Raw genomic sequence first — 16571 nt, 5'->3', positions numbered from 1 at the left:
CGGGGCGGGGTGGTCGACCGCCCCGTCGACGCCGGCGGGGCCGGGGTGTGCGCCGGTGCGGGATGATGGGGGTATGCCTTCCGCACTCCCCGACGGTGAACCCATGCCCGAAGACGGCTCGCTGCCGTCGCACGCCCTGGCGGGCGCCGGGGAGCGGCCGCTCGGTTTCTACCTGCACGTCCCCTACTGCGCCACGCGCTGCGGGTACTGCGACTTCAACACCTACACGGCCACCGAGCTGCGGGGCACCGGCGGTGTGCTCGCCTCCCGGGAGAACTACGCCGACACCCTGATCGACGAGGTCCGGCTGGCGCGGAAGGTGCTCGGCGACGACCCGCGCCAGGTCCGGACCGTCTTCGTCGGCGGCGGCACGCCCACGCTGCTGCCCGCCGCCGACCTCGTCCGCATGCTCGCGGCGATCCGGGACGAGTTCGGTCTGGCCGACGACGCCGAGATCACCACCGAGGCCAATCCGGAGTCGGTGGACCCGCGGTACCTGGCCGAGCTGCGCGAGGGGGGCTTCAACCGGGTCTCCTTCGGCATGCAGAGCGCCAAGCAGCACGTCCTGAAGGTGCTCGACCGCACCCATACGCCGGGGCGCCCCGAGGCGTGCGTCGCGGAGGCGCGGGCGGCCGGCTTCGAGCACGTCAACCTCGACCTGATCTACGGGACCCCCGGAGAGTCGGACGAGGACTGGCGGGCGACGCTCTCGGCGGCGCTGGGGGCCGGACCGGACCACATCAGCGCCTACGCGCTGATCGTGGAGGAGGGCACGCAGCTGGCGCGGCGGATCCGCCGGGGCGAGGTCCCGATGACGGACGACGACGTCCACGCCGACCGGTACCTGATCGCGGACTCGGTCATGGCCGAGGCCGGGTACTCCTGGTACGAGGTCTCGAACTGGGCCACCTCGGAGGCCGGGCGCTGCCTGCACAACGAGCTGTACTGGCGCGGCGCCGACTGGTGGGGCGCGGGGCCGGGCGCGCACTCGCACGTGGGCGGGGTGCGGTGGTGGAACGTGAAGCACCCGGGCGCGTATGCCGCGGCGCTGGCGGAGGGGCGGTCGCCCGGGGCGGGACGGGAGCTCCTGTCGGAGGAGGACCGGCGGGTGGAGCGGATCCTGCTGGAGCTCCGGCTGGTGGACGGGGTGCCGCTGTCCCTGCTGGCTCCGGCCGGGCTCACGGCCTCCCGCAAGGCCCTCGCGGACGGGCTGCTGGAGCCGGGGCCGTACGAGGGCGGGCGGGCCGTGCTGACGCTGCGCGGGCGGTTGCTGGCCGACGCGGTGGTGCGGGACCTGGTGGACTAGCCCGCGGCGCCGTTGCCGGGGGCGCTGCCCCCGGACCCCCGCGCCTCGAGCGCCGGCGGGGCTGGGGGATCGCCTCGAGCGCCGGCGGGGCTGGAAATGGCGCGGCCATTATGCCGTGACGTGGTCGATGAGGTGTTCCACCGAGCCCAGGAGGGTCGGTTCCAGGTCCTTGTAGGAGCTCACCCGGGACAGGATGTGCTGCCAGGCGGCGCCCGTGTTCTCCGGCCAGCCCAGGGCCCTGCAGATGCCCGTCTTCCAGTCCTGGCCGGGCGGGACGACCGGCCACGCCGGGATGCCCAGCGCGGACGGTTTCACCGCCTGCCAGACGTCCACGTACGGGTGGCCCACGATCAGGACGTCCGGCGAGGTCACCGACGCCGCGATGCGGGACTCCTTCGAGCCCGGGACGAGGTGGTCCACCAGGATGCCGAGGCGGGCGTCCGGGGCCGGGGCGAAGTCGGCGACGATCGCCGGGAGGTCGTCGATGCCCTCCAGGTACTCCACCACCACGCCCTCGATCCGCAGGTCGTCGCCCCAGACCCGTTCCACCAGTTCGGCGTCGTGCCGGCCCTCCACGTAGATCCGGCCCGCCCGCGCCACCCGCGCCCGCGCGCCGGGAACGGCGATCGACCCCGAGGCCGTACGGGCCGGTGCCGCCGGGCCCCGGGACGGACGGACCAGGGTGACCACCGCGCCGTCCAGCAGGAACCCGCGCGGCTCCATCGGGAACACCCGCCGCTTGCCGAAGCGGTCCTCCAGGGTCACCGTGCCCGCCTCGCAGGCCACCACCGCGCCGCAGAAGTCCGTACCCGCCACCTCGACCACCAGGTCCGGATCCGCCGCCACCTCCGGCACGGCCTTGGGTCGCTTCCACTGCGGGGTCAGGTCGGGGGAGTACTCGCGCATCCGGCCGAGGGTAGGAGAGCCGCGCGCGTCACGCCTCCGACACGCCGCAACGGGCCGCCAGTGTGGCGCGTTGGGCACGGACGAACTCCGCCCCGACCACCGCTCCGTGACCGGGCACGTACAGTGCGTCGTCCCCGCCCCACGACAGCAGCCGGTCCAGGGCGGCGGGCCACTGCCCCACGACGGCGTCCGGGCCCACCGAGGGCTCGCCCGACTCCTCGACCAGGTCCCCGCAGAAGACGACCTCGCGCTCGCCCGGCACGAAGACGGCCAGGTCGTGCCCGGTGTGTCCGGGCCCCACATTGGCCAGCAGCACCTGTACGCCGCCCAGTTCCAGCGTCCACTCGCCCGATACCTCGTGCCGGGGCGGCACCAGCAGGTCCACGGCCTCCGCCGCCTCCGCCGCCGCGAGCCCGTGCCGTACCGCGTCCTCGCGCAGTTCCTCACGACCCGTCGACAGCAGCGCGGCCAGCCCGACCGCCCCGAACACCTCGGCCCCGGCGAAGGCGGCTCCGCCCAGCACGTGATCGAAATGACCGTGCGTGAATGCGATATGGGTCACGCGCCGGCCCGTCAGCCGCTCCGCCTCGGCCCGTACCCGCACGCCCTCGCGCACACACGAACCGGGGTCGATCAGAAGCACCGAATCCTGGCCCACCACCAGCCCCACGGTGCAGTCCCACACCGGCAGTCGCCGCCGGCCGACCCGTCCGGTCAGCCGTTCCCAGCCGGACTCTTCCCAACGCACGTCCATACGGCGACGCTACCCTGGCGGGCCTCCCTTGCCAGGGGCTTACCGCCCGGCCGTACACTGAGCGGGGGCTCTCTGGCACTCGAACGATCAGAGTGCCAACAAACACGGCAGAACACGGCAACGGACCACAGCTGGAGGTGTGCGCGCGATGCTCAGCGAACGCAGACTCGAAGTGCTGCGCGCCATCGTCCAGGACTACGTCGGGACGGAGGAGCCGGTCGGCTCCAAGGCGCTCACGGAGCGGCACCGGCTCGGCGTCTCGCCCGCCACCGTGCGCAACGACATGGCCGTGCTGGAGGAGGAGGGGTACATCGCCCAGCCCCACACCAGCGCCGGCCGGATCCCCACCGACAAGGGCTACCGCCTCTTCGTCGACAAGCTGGCGGGGGTCAAACCGCTGTCGTCGCCCGAGCGCCGGGCCATCCAGAACTTCCTCGACGGCGCCGTCGACCTCGACGACGTGGTCGGCCGTACGGTGCGGCTGCTCGCGCAGCTCACCCGGCAGGTCGCCGTCGTCCAGTACCCGAGCCTGACCCGGTCGACCGTCCGGCACGTGGAGCTGCTCTCGCTCGCTCCCGCGCGCCTGATGCTCGTACTGATCACGGACACCGGGCGGGTCGAGCAGCGACTCATCGACTGCCCGAGCCCCTTCGGGGAGACCTCGCTCGCGGACCTGCGGGCCCGGCTCAACAGCCGGGTCGTCGGGCGCCGCTTCACCGATGTGCCCCCGCTCGTCCAGGACCTCCCCGAATCCTTCGAGGCCGAGGACCGCGGCACCGTCTCCACCGTGCTCGCGACACTCCTCGAAACCCTGGTCGAGGAAGCCGAAGAACGGCTGATGATCGGCGGAACCGCCAATCTCACCCGCTTCGGACACGATTTTCCCCTGACGATCAGGCCGGTGCTCGAAGCGCTGGAGGAGCAGGTCGTGCTCCTCAAGCTGCTGGGCGAGGCCAACGAGTCGGGAATGGCCGTACGGATCGGGCACGAGAACGCCTACGAGGGACTGAACTCCACGTCGGTCGTCTCGGTCGGTTACGGTTCGGGCGGCGAAGCAGTCGCCAAACTCGGCGTGGTCGGACCGACCCGCATGGACTACCCCGGAACGATGGGAGCGGTACGCGCAGTGGCACGTTACGTCGGACAGATCCTGGCGGAGTCGTAAGTGGCCACGGACTACTACGCCGTTCTCGGCGTGCGCCGCGACGCATCGCAGGACGAGATCAAGAAGGCATTCCGGCGGCTTGCACGCGAGCTGCACCCGGATGTGAACCCTGATCCCAAGACGCAAGAGCGTTTCAAGGAGATCAACGCCGCCTACGAGGTCCTCTCGGACCCGCAGAAGAAGCAGGTCTACGACCTGGGTGGCGACCCGCTGTCCTCCTCGGGCGGTGGCGGCGGCGCGGGCGGCTTCGGAGCGGGTGGCTTCGGCAACTTCTCCGACATCATGGACGCCTTCTTCGGCCAGGCCTCGCAGCGCGGCCCGCGCTCGCGGACCCGGCGCGGCCAGGACGCGATGATCCGCCTGGACCTGGAGCTGGACGAGGCGGCCTTCGGGACCACCAAGGACATCCAGGTCGACACGGCCGTCGTCTGCAACACCTGCTCCGGTGAGGGCGCCGCTCCCGGCACCTCGGCGCAGACGTGTGACATGTGCCGCGGCCGCGGTGAGGTCTCGCAGGTCACCCGGTCCTTCCTGGGCCAGGTCATGACCTCGCGCCCCTGCCCGCAGTGCCAGGGCTTCGGCACCGTGGTCCCGACCCCGTGCCACGAGTGCGCGGGCGACGGCCGGGTCCGCTCCCGTCGCAGTCTCACGGTCAAGATCCCGGCGGGTGTCGAGAACGGCACCCGGATCCAGCTCGCGGGCGAGGGCGAGGTCGGCCCCGGCGGCGGCCCGGCCGGCGACCTGTACGTGGAGATCCACGAGCTGGCGCACCCGACCTTCCAGCGGCGCGGGGACGACCTGCACTGCACGGTCACCATCCCGATGACCGCGGCCGCGTTGGGCACCAAGTGTCCGCTGGAGACGTTGGACGGGCTGGAGGAGATCGACATCCGGCCCGGCACCGGGTCCGGCCAGGCGATCCCGCTGCACGGGCGCGGCGTCACCCACCTGCGCGGTGGCGGGCGCGGCGACCTGATCGTGCACGTCGAGGTCACCACCCCGGGCAAGCTGGACGCCCAGCAGGAGGACCTGCTCCGCCAGCTGGCGAAGCTGCGCGGCGAGGAGCGGCCGATGGGTCAGTTCGCGCCGGGTCAGCAGGGGCTGTTCAGCCGGCTGAAGGACGCTTTCAACGGTCGCTGATCGACCGCGCACCACCGTCACGAGCCCGGCCTGGGGATTCCCCGGCCGGGCTCGTCGCACGAGGCGGACGGCGGCTCCCGGCCGGTCGGGAAGCGGACTATGCCAGGCGAATGCCATGATTCGGCCCCATGCGCCGGACGTGGCACGATGCAGTCCATGTCCTCGGCACCGAACGGTCTCTCCCCGTATCCGATCGTGCAGGCTCCCATGGCGGGCGGCGTCTCCTGCCCCGTCCTCGTCGCCGCCGTGTGCGAGGCGGGCGGACTGGGCTTCCTGGCCGGGGGCTACAAGACCGCCGACGGGATGTACCAGGAGATCAAGCAGGTGCGCGCGCTGACCCGGCGCCGCTTCGGGGTCAACCTCTTCATGCCGCAGACCGGTTACGTCGATCCGGCCGCCGTGGAGGCCTACCGCGGGCAGCTGGCAGGCGAGGCGAGCTGGTACGAGATCTCGCTCGCCGACGAGGACATCATCGGCACCAGCGACGACGGCTACGACGCCAAGCTCGCCATCCTCCTCGAAGACCCGGTCCCGGTGGTCTCGTTCACCTTCGGCTGTCCCGCCTTCGCGGCCCTCGCCGCCCTGCGCAAGGTCGGTACGTACACCGTCGTCACGGTGACCTCCGCCGAGGAGGCCCGCACCGCCCAGCACGCGGGCGCCGACGCGGTCTGCGTCCAGGGCGCCGAGGCCGGCGGCCACCAGGGCACCCACCGGGACGACCCGCAGATCGACGGCACGGCGACCGTGGGCCTCCTCGCGCTGGTGGCGCAGGTACGGGAGGCGGTGGCGCTCCCGATCATCGCGGCGGGCGGGGTCATGCGGGGCGCGCAGATCGCGGCCCTGCTGGCGGCGGGCGCGGAGTCGGCGCAGCTCGGGACGGCCTTCCTGGCCTGCCCGGAGTCCGGGGCGGACCCGGTGCACAAGAAGGCGCTGACGGACCCGCTGTTCGTCCGTACCGAGTTGACCCGGGCCTTCTCCGGGCGGCCGGGGCGCGGACTGGTGAACCGCTTCGTGCGTGAGCACGGGCCCTACGCCCCGGCCGCGTACCCGCAGGTCCACCACCTGACCTCCGGGCTGCGCAAGGCCGCGGCCGCGGCCGGGGACGCCCAGGGCATGGCCCTGTGGGCGGGCCAGGGGCACCGACTGGCGCGGCCGCTGCCGGCGGGGGAGCTGGTGGAGGTGCTTGCGGCCGAACTGGCCCAGGCACACAGCACGTTGAACGCAATGCAGATGAGGAGTGCGTCATGACCGCCCCGGTTTTCGTGGTGGAAGAGGTCCCCGCGGGGCCGGAGTTCGTCCTGGACGGCCCGGAGGGCCGGCACGCCGTGTCCGTGAAACGGCTGAACCCGGGCGAGGACGTGGTCCTCACCGACGGACGCGGCCACTGGGCGGAGGGCGTGGTCAAGGCCGCCGAGGGCAAGGACCGGCTGGTCGTCATGGACCTGCACACCGTCGCGGAGGAGCCGGAACCGGAGGTCCGCATCACCGTGGTGCAGGCCCTGCCCAAGGGGGACCGGGGCGAGCTGGCCGTCGAGACGATGACCGAGACCGGCGTGGACGCGATCGTGCCCTGGCAGGCCTCGCGCTGCATCACGCAGTGGCGCGGCGACCGCGGGGCCAAGTCCCTGGCCAAGTGGCGGGCCACGGCCCGGGAGGCGGGCAAGCAGTCCCGCCGGGTGCGCTTCCCGGAGGTGGCCGAGGCCCTGTCCACCAAGCAGGTGGCGACACTGCTGGCCGGCGCCGACCTGGCGATGGTGCTCCACGAGGACCGCGACACCCCCTCGCAGGCGCTGGCCACGGCGGAGCTCCCGAAGGCCGGTTCCGTGGTGCTGGTGGTGGGCCCGGAGGGCGGGGTCTCCCCGGAGGAACTGGCGGTCTTCGCCGAGGCCGGCGCCCACCCCTACCGCCTGGGGCGCTCCGTGCTGCGCACCTCCACGGCGGGTACGGCCGCGGTCGCCGTCCTGCTGGCCCGCACGGGCCGCTGGTCCTGACGGCCTGATCGGCCGGTACGGCCCGTCCGGCCCGTCCGGCCCACGGGCTTCGGCCCGACGGGCCGAAATGCCCGCCCGTGGCAGGCGTCCGGCTGGATACGATGCCCGGACCGATCACCGTCACAGGAGGCGAAGCAATGGCCGGGGAACCGCAGGCCGACTGCCTGTTCTGCAAGATCGTCGCGGGGCAGATCCCCGCGACCGTGGTACGGGAGACCGAGACCACGGTCGCCTTCCGGGACATCAACCCGCAGGCGCCCACGCACGTGCTCGTCATCCCCAAGGTGCACTACCCCGACGCGGCCTCCCTCGCCGCGGCCGAGCCGGGCGTGGCCGCCGACATACTGCGCGACGCCGGCCAGGTCGCCCTCGACGAGAAGATCGTCGAACACGGCTACCGGGTCGTGTTCAACACCGGCTCCGGCGCCGGTCAGACCGTCTTCCACGCCCACGCGCACGTCCTCGGCGGCCGCGGCCTCCAGTGGCCCCCCGGATAGCGCGTGTCCGTACGAGAGTTCGTGGTGCTGGGCACGGCCAGCCAGGTGCCCACCCGCCACCGCAACCACAACGGCTACCTGCTGCGCTGGGACGGCGAGGGCATCCTCTTCGACCCCGGCGAGGGCACCCAGCGCCAGATGCTGCGTGCCGGGGTGGCCGCGCACGACATCAACCGGATCTGCGTCACCCACTTCCACGGTGACCACAGCCTCGGCCTGGCCGGGGTGATCCAGCGGATCAACCTCGACCAGGTCCCGCACCCCGTCACCGCGCACTACCCGGCCTCGGGACAGAAGTTCTTCGACCGGCTGCGCTACGCGACGGCCTACCGGGAGACCGTCGCGCTCCGCGAGGAACCCGTCTCCGTGGACGGCACCCTCGGCCAGGGGGCCTCGTACACCCTGGAGGCCCGGCTGCTCTCGCACCCCGTGGAGTCCTTCGGCTACCGGATCACCGAACCCGACGGGCGCCGCATGGTGCCCGAGCTGCTCGCGCGGCACGGGATCAAGGGGCCGGACGTGGGCCGGATCCAGCGCGAGGGGCGGCTCGGCGCGGTCACCCTGGACGAGGTCAGCGAGCCCAGGCCGGGACAGCGGTTCGCGTTCGTCATGGACACCCGGCTCTGCCCCGGCGTGGACGCGCTCGCCGAGGGCTGCGACATGCTGGTGATCGAGTCGACCTTCCTCGACGAGGACGAACGGCTGGCTACCGACCACGGGCACCTGACCGCCGGCCAGGCGGCACGGGTGGCACGCGACGCGGGCGTACGGCACCTCGTGCTGACGCACTTCTCGCAGCGCTACACCGACCCGAGCGAGTTCGAGCGCCAGGCTCGCGCGGTCGGCTTCGAGGGCGAGCTCACGGTGGCCGCGGACCTGATGCGGGTGCCCCTGCCCAAGCGGGGCTGACGACAGGCCCTGCCCGGCCCCCGCTCGGCCTCTGCCGGGGCGGGGGCCGCGCAGGGGCCGTGTTCGTCGAGTGGTCCGAGTGACGAAGGCCCTTCCGAGGATGATCTGCGCCACACTGGGTTTTGGTTCTGCCCGGGATGGGCAGGACCGGCAGCTTTCCACGGAAAACATCATGCAGAAACGGGCCTTCGAGAAACAACGGGGAGATCGCCGTGACCGGTCGCGACTACGAAATCCGCGCAGCAGCGGTGGACCCGCTCGGTCCGCTGCGTGACCCGCAGGAATCCGGCTGTGACGTCTTCCTGACCGGAACCGTCTTCCTCGACATCATCTTCACCGGTCTCGACTCGGCCCCGGTGCGCGGTACGGAGTCCTGGGCGCGCGGCATGGGCTCCAGCCCCGGCGGCGTCGCCAACATGGCCACGGCCCTGGCCCGGCTCGGCCTGCGCACCTCGCTGGCCGCCGCCTTCGGGGACGACCACTACGGCGAGTACTGCTGGGACGCCCTGGAGCAGGGCGAGGGCATCGATCTGTCCATGTCGCACACCATCCCCGGCTGGCACAGCCCGGTCACGGTCTCGATGGCCTACGAGGGCGAGCGCACGATGGTCTCGCACGGCCACGAGGCCCCGCCGCCGGCGGGTCCCGGGCCCTTCCCGCAGTGCCCGCCCCGCGCCCGCGCGGCCGTGGCGGCGCTGGGACCCGGCCGCGGCGAGGAGTGGATCGCCGAGGCCGCCCGGCGCGGCTCGCGGATCTTCGCGGACGTGGGATGGGACGAGAGCGGCCGCTGGGACCTGGGGGCCCTGGCCGACCTGGAGCACTGCGAGGCCTTCCTGCCGAACGCGGGCGAGGCGATGCGCTACACCCGCACCGACTGTCCGAGAGCCGCGGCCAGGGCGCTGGCCGAGAAGGTGCCGATCGCGGTGGTGACGATGGGCGCCGAGGGCTCGTACGCGGTGGACGGGCGCACCGGGGAGACCGCGCACGTCCCCGGGATCACGGTGGACGAGCTGGACCCGACGGGCGCGGGCGACGTCTACGTGGCGGGCTTCGTGACCGGCACCCTGGCGGGCTGGCCGCTCGCGGACCGCCTCGCCTTCGCCGGGCTGACGGCGGCCCTGTCGGTGCAGGAGTTCGGTGGCTCGCTTTCGGCCCCCGGCTGGCCGGAGGTGGCCCACTGGTGGCAGGCGGCCCCGCAGGAGCTGCGCGGCCGGTACGGCTTCCTGGACGACCTGATCCCGCAGGCCGGGGCCCCGGCGGCACGGCGCAGGGCCGTACCCACGATCGGTTTCCGGCATCCCGCGTAGGCATCGGCCCGCGGCGCGATCCGGCGATAAAACCCCTCGGGGAAGCAGCGGCGGAGACGTACCCTTGGTACTCCGGAGGTCGTCGATCGGCGCGGCCCCTCAGCGGGAGGTATGCGCAGGCCACAGTGCCGGCCCATGACTCAGACACCGACAGCCCACATCCCCGCGCCAGGGCAGGCGCGAGCCCACTTCACCGTTCCGGCCACGCACCCGATGGTGACCGTGCTCGGCTCGGGCGACGCCCTGTTGCGCGTGATCGAGAAGGCCTTCCCGAAGGCCGACATCCATGTTCGGGGCAATCAGGTCAGCGCGATCGGTGCAGCGGCGGAAGTCGCCCTGATCCAGCGGCTTTTCGACGAGATGATGCTGGTGCTCCGCACCGGGCAGCCGATGACGGAGGACGCAGTGGAACGCTCGATCGCCATGCTCAAGGCGAGCGGCAACGGCAACGGCGACGGCGACGTCTCTGCCGAGACGCCCGCGGAGGTGCTCACCCAGAACATCCTCTCCAGCCGCGGTCGCACCATCCGACCCAAGACCCTCAACCAGAAGCGGTACGTCGACGCGATCGACAAGAACACGATCGTCTTCGGCATCGGCCCCGCCGGTACCGGCAAGACCTACCTCGCCATGGCCAAGGCGGTCCAGGCCCTCCAGTCCAAGCAGGTCAGCCGGATCATCCTGACCAGGCCGGCCGTCGAGGCGGGGGAGCGGCTCGGCTTCCTGCCGGGCACCCTCTTCGACAAGATCGACCCGTACCTGCGCCCGCTCTACGACGCGCTGCACGACATGATCGACCCCGACTCGATCCCGCGCCTGATGGCGGCGGGCACGATCGAGGTGGCGCCCCTGGCGTACATGCGGGGTCGCACGCTCAACGAGGCGTTCGTCGTCCTCGACGAGGCGCAGAACACGACCGCCGAGCAGATGAAGATGTTCCTGACCCGGCTCGGCTTCGACTCGAAGATCGTCGTCACCGGTGACGTCACGCAGATCGACCTGCCGGGTGGCGCCAAGAGCGGTCTGCGGGAGGTCCAGAAGATCCTCGAAGGGGTCCCGGACATCCACTTCTCGCGGCTCACGTCCGAGGATGTCGTCCGGCACAAGCTGGTCGGCCGTATCGTCGACGCGTACGAGAAGTACGACGACGGCCAGCAGGCCGCGAACGGCCACCAGCGGAAGTAGAACTCAGCGCACCATGTCGATCGACGTCAACAACGAGTCCGGAACCGAGGTCGACGAGCAGGCGATCCTCGACATCGCCCGCTACGCGCTCACCCGGATGCGGATCCACCCGCTCTCCGAGCTCTCCGTCATCGTCATCGACGAGGACGCCATGGAGCAGCTCCACATCCAGTGGATGGATCTGCCCGGTCCGACCGACGTCATGTCCTTCCCGATGGACGAGCTCCGTCCGCCGTCCAAGGACGAGGAGGAGCCCCCGCAGGGGCTCCTCGGCGACATCGTGCTCTGCCCCGAGGTGGCCAAGAGGCAGGGCGAGGAAGCCCCGACGCAGCACTCCATGGACGAGGAGCTCCAGCTCCTGACCGTCCACGGGGTGCTGCACCTGCTCGGCTACGACCACGAGGAGCCGGACGAGAAGGCCGAGATGTTCGGCCTCCAGGCGGCCATCGTCGACGGTTGGCGCGGCGAGCGCGGCATCACCGGTCCGTCCCCGGCACCGACCGTCTCGTGAACGCCCCCCAGCTGATCACCGGAGCGGTCCTGCTGGTGGTGGTGGCCTGGTTCGCGGCCTGCGCCGAGTCCGGCATCGCCCGTATCTCCAGCTTCCGGGCCGAGCAGGCCGTACGGGAGGGCCGGCGCGGGAGCGAGAAGCTCGCCCAGGTCGCCGGCGACCCCACCCGCTACCTCAATGTGGCCCTGCTGGTCCGGGTCACCTGCGAGATGGCGGCCGGGGTGCTCGTCACCTACGTGTGCCTCGACGAGTTCGGTGAGAACTGGACCGCGCTGCTCGTGGCCATCGCCGTCATGGTGCTCGTCTCCTTCGTCGCCGTGGGCGTCTCCCCGCGCACGATCGGCCGCCAGCACCCGCTGAACACGGCGACGGCGGCCGCGTACGTCCTCGTACCGCTGGCCCGGATCATGGGGCCGATCCCGCAGTTGCTGATCCTCATCGGCAACGCGCTCACGCCCGGCAAGGGCTTCCGCAAGGGGCCCTTCGCCTCCGAGGCCGAGCTGCGCGCGATGGTGGACCTCGCCGAGAAGGAATCGCTGATCGAGGACGACGAGCGCCGCATGGTGCACCAGGTCTTCGAACTCGGCGACACGCTGGTGCGCGAGGTGATGGTGCCGCGCACCGACCTCGTCTGCATCGAGCGGTACAAGACGGTCCGTCAGGCGACCACGCTCGCGCTGCGGTCCGGCTTCTCCCGCATCCCGGTGACCGGGGAGAACGAGGACGACATAGTCGGGATCGTCTATCTGAAGGACCTGGTCCGCAAGACGCACATCAGCCGGGAGGCCGAGGCCGACCTGGTCTCGACCGCGATGCGGCCGGCCGTCTTCGTGCCGGACACCAAGAACGCGGGCGATCTGCTGCGCGAGATGCAGCAGGTGCGCAACCACGTGGCCGTCGTCATCGACGAGTACGGCGGCACGGCCGGCATCGTCACCATCGAGGACATCCTCGAAGAGATCGTCGGCGAGATCACCGACGAGTACGACCGGGAACTCCCGCCGGTCGAGGACCTGGGCGAGGACCGCTACCGCGTCACCGCGCGGCTCGACATCACCGACCTCGGCGAGCTGTTCAAGGTCGAGGCCTTCGACGACGAGGACGTGGAGACGGTCGGCGGACTGCTGGCGAAGGCCCTCGGGCGGGTGCCGATCGCGGGCGCCTCGTCGGTGGTGGAGCTGCCGGACGGGCGTCCGCTGCGGCTGACCGCCGAGTCCCCGGCGGGCCGCCGGAACAAGATCGTGACGGTACTGGTGGAGCCGGTCGCCGCGGCGGAGGCCGCGGGGGAGGAGGGGGAATGACCCCGGAGCAACTGCGCGCGTTCTGCCTGGGCTTCAACGCGGCGGTGGAGGAGTTCCCCTTCACGCCGGAGACCTCGGTGTTCAAGGTGCTGGGCAAGGTGTTCGCGCTGTCGGCGCTGGACGCGGAGCCGCTCAAGGTCAACCTGAAGTGCGACCCGGAGCTGGCGGTGCGGCTGCGCGAGGAGCACGAGGCGATCGCGCCGGGCTATCACATGAACAAGCGGCACTGGAACACGGTCACGGTGGGCGGCGTCCCCGACACGATGCTGCGTGAGCTCGTCGAGGACTCCTACGACCTGGTGGTGGCGGGGCTGCCGCGGGCGGAGCGGCTGAAGCTCGACCGGCCCTGACCGGGGCCCCGGCGGGGTCGTTGCACGGCCGGTCCGTGGCGCTCCCTATGCTTTCGACCATGACGGAGAGCACCGGGATCGACCCCGAGGACAGCAAGATCATCACGCTGGCGCGCAGCGCCCGGGCCCGTAACGGGGTGCCCGAGGGGGCGGCGGTGCGGGACGAGACGGGCCGCACGTACGTCGCCGGGACGGTGGAGCTCGACTCCCTGAAGCTGAGCGCGCTGCAGACCGCGGTCGCGATGGCGGTGGCGAGCGGGGCGCGGTCGCTGGAGGCGGCGGCCGTCGTCAGCGCCGCCGACGCCCCGGCCGAGGCCGACCGCGCGGCGGTCCGCGACCTCGGCGGCCCGGACACCCCGGTCCTCCTCGCCGCCCCGGACGGCACCCTGAAGTCCACCACCCCGGCCGGCCCGTAGCCTCCCGGCGGAGCCGCCGACAACCCCGGCCGGGCAAGTTCATCCTCGCCGGCGTTTGAGGCGCGGGGTCTGGGGTGGAGCCCCAGGGAACCCGGCTCCGCCGGGCACCGGGCTCCGCCCGGACCCTCCCCCAGCTACCGCTGGGAGGTGCCCCCTGCCTCAAACGCCGGCGAGGCTGGATGTGGCCGGCCAAGGCTGGATGTGCCCGGCCAAGGCTGGATGTGGCGAGCCGAGGCTGGATATGGCGGGCCGAGCCTGAGGGGCCGGCGGGGCCGGGGCGGGACAGCTCGGCCTCGCCTGCCCGGAGGGACCGGCGGGGCCGAGCGGGGGTCCGGGGCTAGCCCAGGGCCTGGGTCAGGTCCGCGACGAGGTCGTCGGCGTTCTCGATGCCGACCGACAGGCGGATCAGGTCCGCCGGGACCTCCAGCGCCGAACCGGCCACCGACGCGTGCGTCATACGGCCCGGGTGCTCGATCAGGGACTCGACGCCACCCAGGGACTCGGCCAGGGTGAAGATCTTGGTGCGTCCGCAGACCGCGACCGCCTCTTCCTCGCCACCGGCGACCTGGAAGGAGATCATGCCGCCGAAGTTCCGCATCTGCTTGGCGGCGACCTCGTGCCCCGGGTGCTCGGGCAGGCCCGGGTACAGGACCTTGGTGACCTTCGGGTGCCGCTGGAGCAGCTCGACGACCTTGCCCGCGTTCTCCGCGTGCCGGTCCATGCGCACGGCCAGGGTCTTGATGCCCCGCAGCACGACCCAGGAGTCGAACGGACCGGCCACCGCGCCCATCGCGTTCTGGTGGTAGGCCAGTTCCTCGCCCAGCGCCGCGTCCGCGGCGACCAGCGCGCCGCCGACCACGTCGGAGTGCCCACCCATGTACTTGGTCAGCGAGTGCACGACCACGTCCGCACCCAGCGCCAGCGGCTGCTGGAGGTACGGCGAGGCGAAGGTGTTGTCGACGACCAGCTTGGCACCGGCCGACCGCGCGATGTCGGCGACGACGGCGATGTCGGTGATGCCGAGCAGCGGGTTGGAGGGGGTCTCGACCCAGATGACCTTCGTCTTCGGAGTGAGGGCCGCCCGTACCGACTCGGGGTCCGAGGTGTCGGCCACCGACCACTCCACGCCCCAGCGGGAGACGACCTTCGCGAAGAGGCGGAAGGTGCCGCCGTACGCGTCGTTCGGGATGACCACGTGGTCGCCCGGGGCGAGCAGCGTACGCAGCAGGCAGTCCTCGGCGGCGAGCCCGGACGCGAAGGCGAGACCGCGCCGGCCGCCCTCCAGGGCCGCGAGGTTCTCCTCCAGCGCGGTGCGGGTCGGGTTGGCGCTGCGGCTGTACTCGTAGCCGCCGCGGAGCCCTCCGACGCCGTCCTGCTTGTAGGTGGAAACCTGGTAGATCGGGGGTACGACCGCGCCCGTCAGCGGGTCCGCCGTATTGCCCGCGTGGATCGCGCGGGTCTCGAAGCTCTGGTGCTCGTGGCTGTCGTCGCTCATGGTCCGATGCTATGCCCGCCCGCGGCATGGACCCCTATTGGCCCGCTCCCCCCTCGGTCTGGTTCGCTGGAGGCATGGAGATTCTGTGGTTCGTGTTCGCGATGCTCATGATCGTGTTCATTCTCGGTCCGTACATCCGGCGCCGGCGCGGCGACATCCGCCTGGTCTCGCCGGAGAGCCCGGACGCCGCCGACCCGGCGAACTACGGATTCGACCGGCAGGAAGAGCTCGACGTCCGCGTCCCCGGACCCGACCAGGACCTGATGGACGCCCTCGACAACGTGCGGCTCACCGGCCAGTGGCGGGCGGCCTCGCAGCTGCTCGCCGGGACCCCGCGGGAGGGTGAGCGGCGCTGGCAGCGCGTGCAGGCCTTCGGCGGGGCCGCGGCCCTGGAACTGATGGCGCAGCCCGGGACGGGCGCGCAGTGGCTGAAGGCGTGGCGGTCGGAGGCGGAGCAGGACCCGGGCGGCGCGCAGGTGCACGCGGAGCTGCTGGTGCAGCAGGCGTGGCGGCAATCGGGCGGCGTCGGCTCCGCGGACCACCGGATCATCCTGGAAGAGGCCCGGGACGCGTGCCGCAAGGCCGCGCTGCTGGCTCCGGAGGACCCGGTCCCGTACCTCACCGAACTGGCGATCGCGCGTGGACTGGCCTACCCGGAGGCGGAGTTCGACCAGCTGTGGGCGAAGGTCATCGACCGGGCCCCGGAGCACATGGGGGCCCATCTCGCGGCGTTGCACTACTGGGGCGCGCAGTGGCACGGCTCGCGGGAGAAGGCCGACGCCTTCGCGCACGCGGCCGCGGCGCGCGCTCCGCAGGGCTCGCTGCTGGCGGCCCTGCCGCTGTTCGCGCTGCGGGAGAACCAGCCGGACATCGTGCTGAGCCCGAGCTTCTACCGCGGCGCGGTCGTCACTCGGGCGGTGGAGGGCGCGCTGTACGCGGTGCACACGGCGCGGCAGGACGACCCGGTGGTGGCGCACGTACGGCATCTGCTGTTGATGTTCCTGGTCTGCATGGAGCGCTGGGCGGAGGCGCTGGAGCAGGTGCGGCACGTGGACGGCTACGTGGGCGCGCTGCCGTGGACGGAGTCGCGGGACCCGGCGGCGGCGTACGCGATGTACCGGGCGATGGCGGTGGCGGGGTACGAGGCGAACGGCGGGTCGCCGGCGACGCTGAGGCCGTAGCCCTCCGGGCGGCTCGCCCGATCCACGGCCCCCACCCCGCCGGCCAGGGCGGATCCCCGACGAATAAGGTTGCTGTAAGTAATCGCAGGCCGCATGATGCGGCGGTGGCGGCGTTCTGCCGTGCCACCCATTCCTTTTCGTTCCCGTGGGGGGATCT

The 16571-nt window shown here is 72.1% G+C and carries 17 protein-coding genes; 14 read left to right on the top strand and 3 right to left on the bottom strand.

The features are described 5' to 3' along the window. Nucleotides 1–73 precede the first annotated feature (73 nt). On the top strand, nt 74–1306 hold the full coding sequence (hemW, locus tag ACGFYY_RS10790; protein WP_365277916.1) for a radical SAM family heme chaperone HemW: 1233 nt from the start codon (nt 74–76) through the stop codon (nt 1304–1306). 108 nt (nt 1307–1414) lie between these two features. Here hemW and ACGFYY_RS10785 read toward each other — a convergent pair whose 3' ends face one another. Then, entirely contained in the window at nt 1415–2212 is a 798-nt protein-coding gene (locus ACGFYY_RS10785) for a DUF3097 domain-containing protein (protein ID WP_393708232.1), read from the bottom strand. A 28-nt stretch (nt 2213–2240) separates the two neighbouring features. After that, the gene (locus tag ACGFYY_RS10780) at nt 2241–2966 is read right to left on the bottom strand and encodes an MBL fold metallo-hydrolase (RefSeq protein WP_365277911.1); all 726 of its coding nucleotides are present in this window, start codon (nt 2964–2966) and stop codon (nt 2241–2243) included. Nucleotides 2967–3114: 148 nt separating this feature from the next. On the opposite strand from ACGFYY_RS10780, the gene hrcA reads away from it, so the two are divergent. The 12 genes from hrcA (at nt 3115) to ACGFYY_RS10720 (ending at nt 13738) form a co-directional block, all read left to right on the top strand. Further along, entirely contained in the window at nt 3115–4131 is a 1017-nt protein-coding gene (gene hrcA, locus ACGFYY_RS10775; RefSeq protein ID WP_030715666.1) for a heat-inducible transcriptional repressor HrcA, read from the top strand. After that, nucleotides 4132–5271 (top strand): molecular chaperone DnaJ, encoded by a 1140-nt coding sequence (dnaJ, locus tag ACGFYY_RS10770; RefSeq protein ID WP_030010180.1) that lies wholly within the window; start codon nt 4132–4134, stop codon nt 5269–5271. A 156-nt stretch (nt 5272–5427) separates the two neighbouring features. After that, nucleotides 5428–6519 carry a nitronate monooxygenase gene (locus tag ACGFYY_RS10765; protein ID WP_365277908.1) on the top strand — a complete coding sequence of 364 codons (1092 nt, stop codon included), beginning with the start codon at nt 5428–5430 and terminating at the stop codon, nt 6517–6519. Next, nucleotides 6516–7262: a 16S rRNA (uracil(1498)-N(3))-methyltransferase gene (locus ACGFYY_RS10760; RefSeq protein WP_365277905.1), complete on the top strand. Its 747-nt coding sequence runs from the start codon at nt 6516–6518 to the stop codon at nt 7260–7262. The genes ACGFYY_RS10765 and ACGFYY_RS10760 overlap by 4 nt, the downstream gene beginning before the upstream one ends. A 137-nt stretch (nt 7263–7399) precedes the next feature. Further along, nucleotides 7400–7759, top strand: coding sequence for a histidine triad nucleotide-binding protein (locus tag ACGFYY_RS10755; RefSeq protein WP_365277902.1), 360 nt, complete (start codon nt 7400–7402; stop codon nt 7757–7759). 3 nt (nt 7760–7762) lie between these two features. Then, nucleotides 7763–8668 (top strand): ribonuclease Z, encoded by a 906-nt coding sequence (locus ACGFYY_RS10750; protein ID WP_393708227.1) that lies wholly within the window; start codon nt 7763–7765, stop codon nt 8666–8668. A 137-nt stretch (nt 8669–8805) separates the two neighbouring features. Next, the gene (locus ACGFYY_RS10745; protein WP_393708225.1) at nt 8806–9975 is read left to right on the top strand and encodes a carbohydrate kinase family protein; all 1170 of its coding nucleotides are present in this window, start codon (nt 8806–8808) and stop codon (nt 9973–9975) included. A gap of 135 nt (nt 9976–10110) precedes the next feature. Continuing rightward, nucleotides 10111–11160: a PhoH family protein gene (locus ACGFYY_RS10740; RefSeq protein WP_365281471.1), complete on the top strand. Its 1050-nt coding sequence runs from the start codon at nt 10111–10113 to the stop codon at nt 11158–11160. 13 nt (nt 11161–11173) lie between these two features. Beyond that, on the top strand, nt 11174–11671 hold the full coding sequence (ybeY, locus tag ACGFYY_RS10735; RefSeq protein WP_030715653.1) for an rRNA maturation RNase YbeY: 498 nt from the start codon (nt 11174–11176) through the stop codon (nt 11669–11671). Next, complete coding sequence (locus ACGFYY_RS10730) at nt 11668–12972, top strand: hemolysin family protein (protein WP_030011941.1); 1305 nt, start codon at nt 11668–11670, stop codon at nt 12970–12972. The genes ybeY and ACGFYY_RS10730 overlap by 4 nt, the downstream gene beginning before the upstream one ends. Next, nucleotides 12969–13322 (top strand): MmcQ/YjbR family DNA-binding protein, encoded by a 354-nt coding sequence (locus ACGFYY_RS10725; RefSeq protein ID WP_393708220.1) that lies wholly within the window; start codon nt 12969–12971, stop codon nt 13320–13322. The genes ACGFYY_RS10730 and ACGFYY_RS10725 overlap by 4 nt, the downstream gene beginning before the upstream one ends. Nucleotides 13323–13381: 59 nt before the next feature. Then, the gene (locus ACGFYY_RS10720; RefSeq protein ID WP_030957667.1) at nt 13382–13738 is read left to right on the top strand and encodes a cytidine deaminase; all 357 of its coding nucleotides are present in this window, start codon (nt 13382–13384) and stop codon (nt 13736–13738) included. A 337-nt stretch (nt 13739–14075) separates the two neighbouring features. On the opposite strand, the gene ACGFYY_RS10715 is transcribed toward ACGFYY_RS10720, so the two are convergent. Continuing rightward, nucleotides 14076–15233: a cystathionine gamma-synthase gene (locus ACGFYY_RS10715; protein ID WP_030765172.1), complete on the bottom strand. Its 1158-nt coding sequence runs from the start codon at nt 15231–15233 to the stop codon at nt 14076–14078. Nucleotides 15234–15307: 74 nt separating this feature from the next. Here ACGFYY_RS10715 and ACGFYY_RS10710 point away from each other — a divergent pair, with 74 nt between their 5' ends. Then, the gene (locus ACGFYY_RS10710; protein ID WP_393708217.1) at nt 15308–16414 is read left to right on the top strand and encodes a hypothetical protein; all 1107 of its coding nucleotides are present in this window, start codon (nt 15308–15310) and stop codon (nt 16412–16414) included. Nucleotides 16415–16571 lie beyond the last annotated feature (157 nt).

It is taken from the genome of Streptomyces sp. NPDC048331 (assembly GCF_043201215.1).
Classification (GTDB): Bacteria; Actinomycetota; Actinomycetes; order Streptomycetales; family Streptomycetaceae; genus Streptomyces.
The sequence above is the reverse complement of the archived record's forward strand: the minus strand, read 5'-3'. Positions and strand labels throughout refer to the sequence as shown.

What these genes read in the sequence shown, in the direction of transcription:
- ACGFYY_RS10745 (WP_393708225.1), top strand. Translation starts at nt 8,806, where the DNA reads ATGGGCAGGACCGGCAGCTTTCCACGGAAAACATCATGCAGAAACGGG.
- ybeY (WP_030715653.1), top strand. Translation starts at nt 11,174, where the DNA reads ATGTCGATCGACGTCAACAACGAGTCCGGAACCGAGGTCGACGAGCAG.
- ACGFYY_RS10765 (WP_365277908.1), top strand. Translation starts at nt 5,428, where the DNA reads ATGTCCTCGGCACCGAACGGTCTCTCCCCGTATCCGATCGTGCAGGCT.
- ACGFYY_RS10720 (WP_030957667.1), top strand. Translation starts at nt 13,382, where the DNA reads ATGACGGAGAGCACCGGGATCGACCCCGAGGACAGCAAGATCATCACG.
- hemW (WP_365277916.1), top strand. Translation starts at nt 74, where the DNA reads ATGCCTTCCGCACTCCCCGACGGTGAACCCATGCCCGAAGACGGCTCG.
- ACGFYY_RS10740 (WP_365281471.1), top strand. Translation starts at nt 10,111, where the DNA reads ATGACTCAGACACCGACAGCCCACATCCCCGCGCCAGGGCAGGCGCGA.
- hrcA (WP_030715666.1), top strand. Translation starts at nt 3,115, where the DNA reads ATGCTCAGCGAACGCAGACTCGAAGTGCTGCGCGCCATCGTCCAGGAC.
- ACGFYY_RS10715 (WP_030765172.1), bottom strand. Translation starts at nt 15,233, where the DNA reads ATGAGCGACGACAGCCACGAGCACCAGAGCTTCGAGACCCGCGCGATC.
- ACGFYY_RS10785 (WP_393708232.1), bottom strand. Translation starts at nt 2,212, where the DNA reads ATGCGCGAGTACTCCCCCGACCTGACCCCGCAGTGGAAGCGACCCAAG.
- ACGFYY_RS10760 (WP_365277905.1), top strand. Translation starts at nt 6,516, where the DNA reads ATGACCGCCCCGGTTTTCGTGGTGGAAGAGGTCCCCGCGGGGCCGGAG.
- ACGFYY_RS10725 (WP_393708220.1), top strand. Translation starts at nt 12,969, where the DNA reads ATGACCCCGGAGCAACTGCGCGCGTTCTGCCTGGGCTTCAACGCGGCG.
- ACGFYY_RS10755 (WP_365277902.1), top strand. Translation starts at nt 7,400, where the DNA reads ATGGCCGGGGAACCGCAGGCCGACTGCCTGTTCTGCAAGATCGTCGCG.
- ACGFYY_RS10710 (WP_393708217.1), top strand. Translation starts at nt 15,308, where the DNA reads ATGGAGATTCTGTGGTTCGTGTTCGCGATGCTCATGATCGTGTTCATT.
- ACGFYY_RS10780 (WP_365277911.1), bottom strand. Translation starts at nt 2,966, where the DNA reads ATGGACGTGCGTTGGGAAGAGTCCGGCTGGGAACGGCTGACCGGACGG.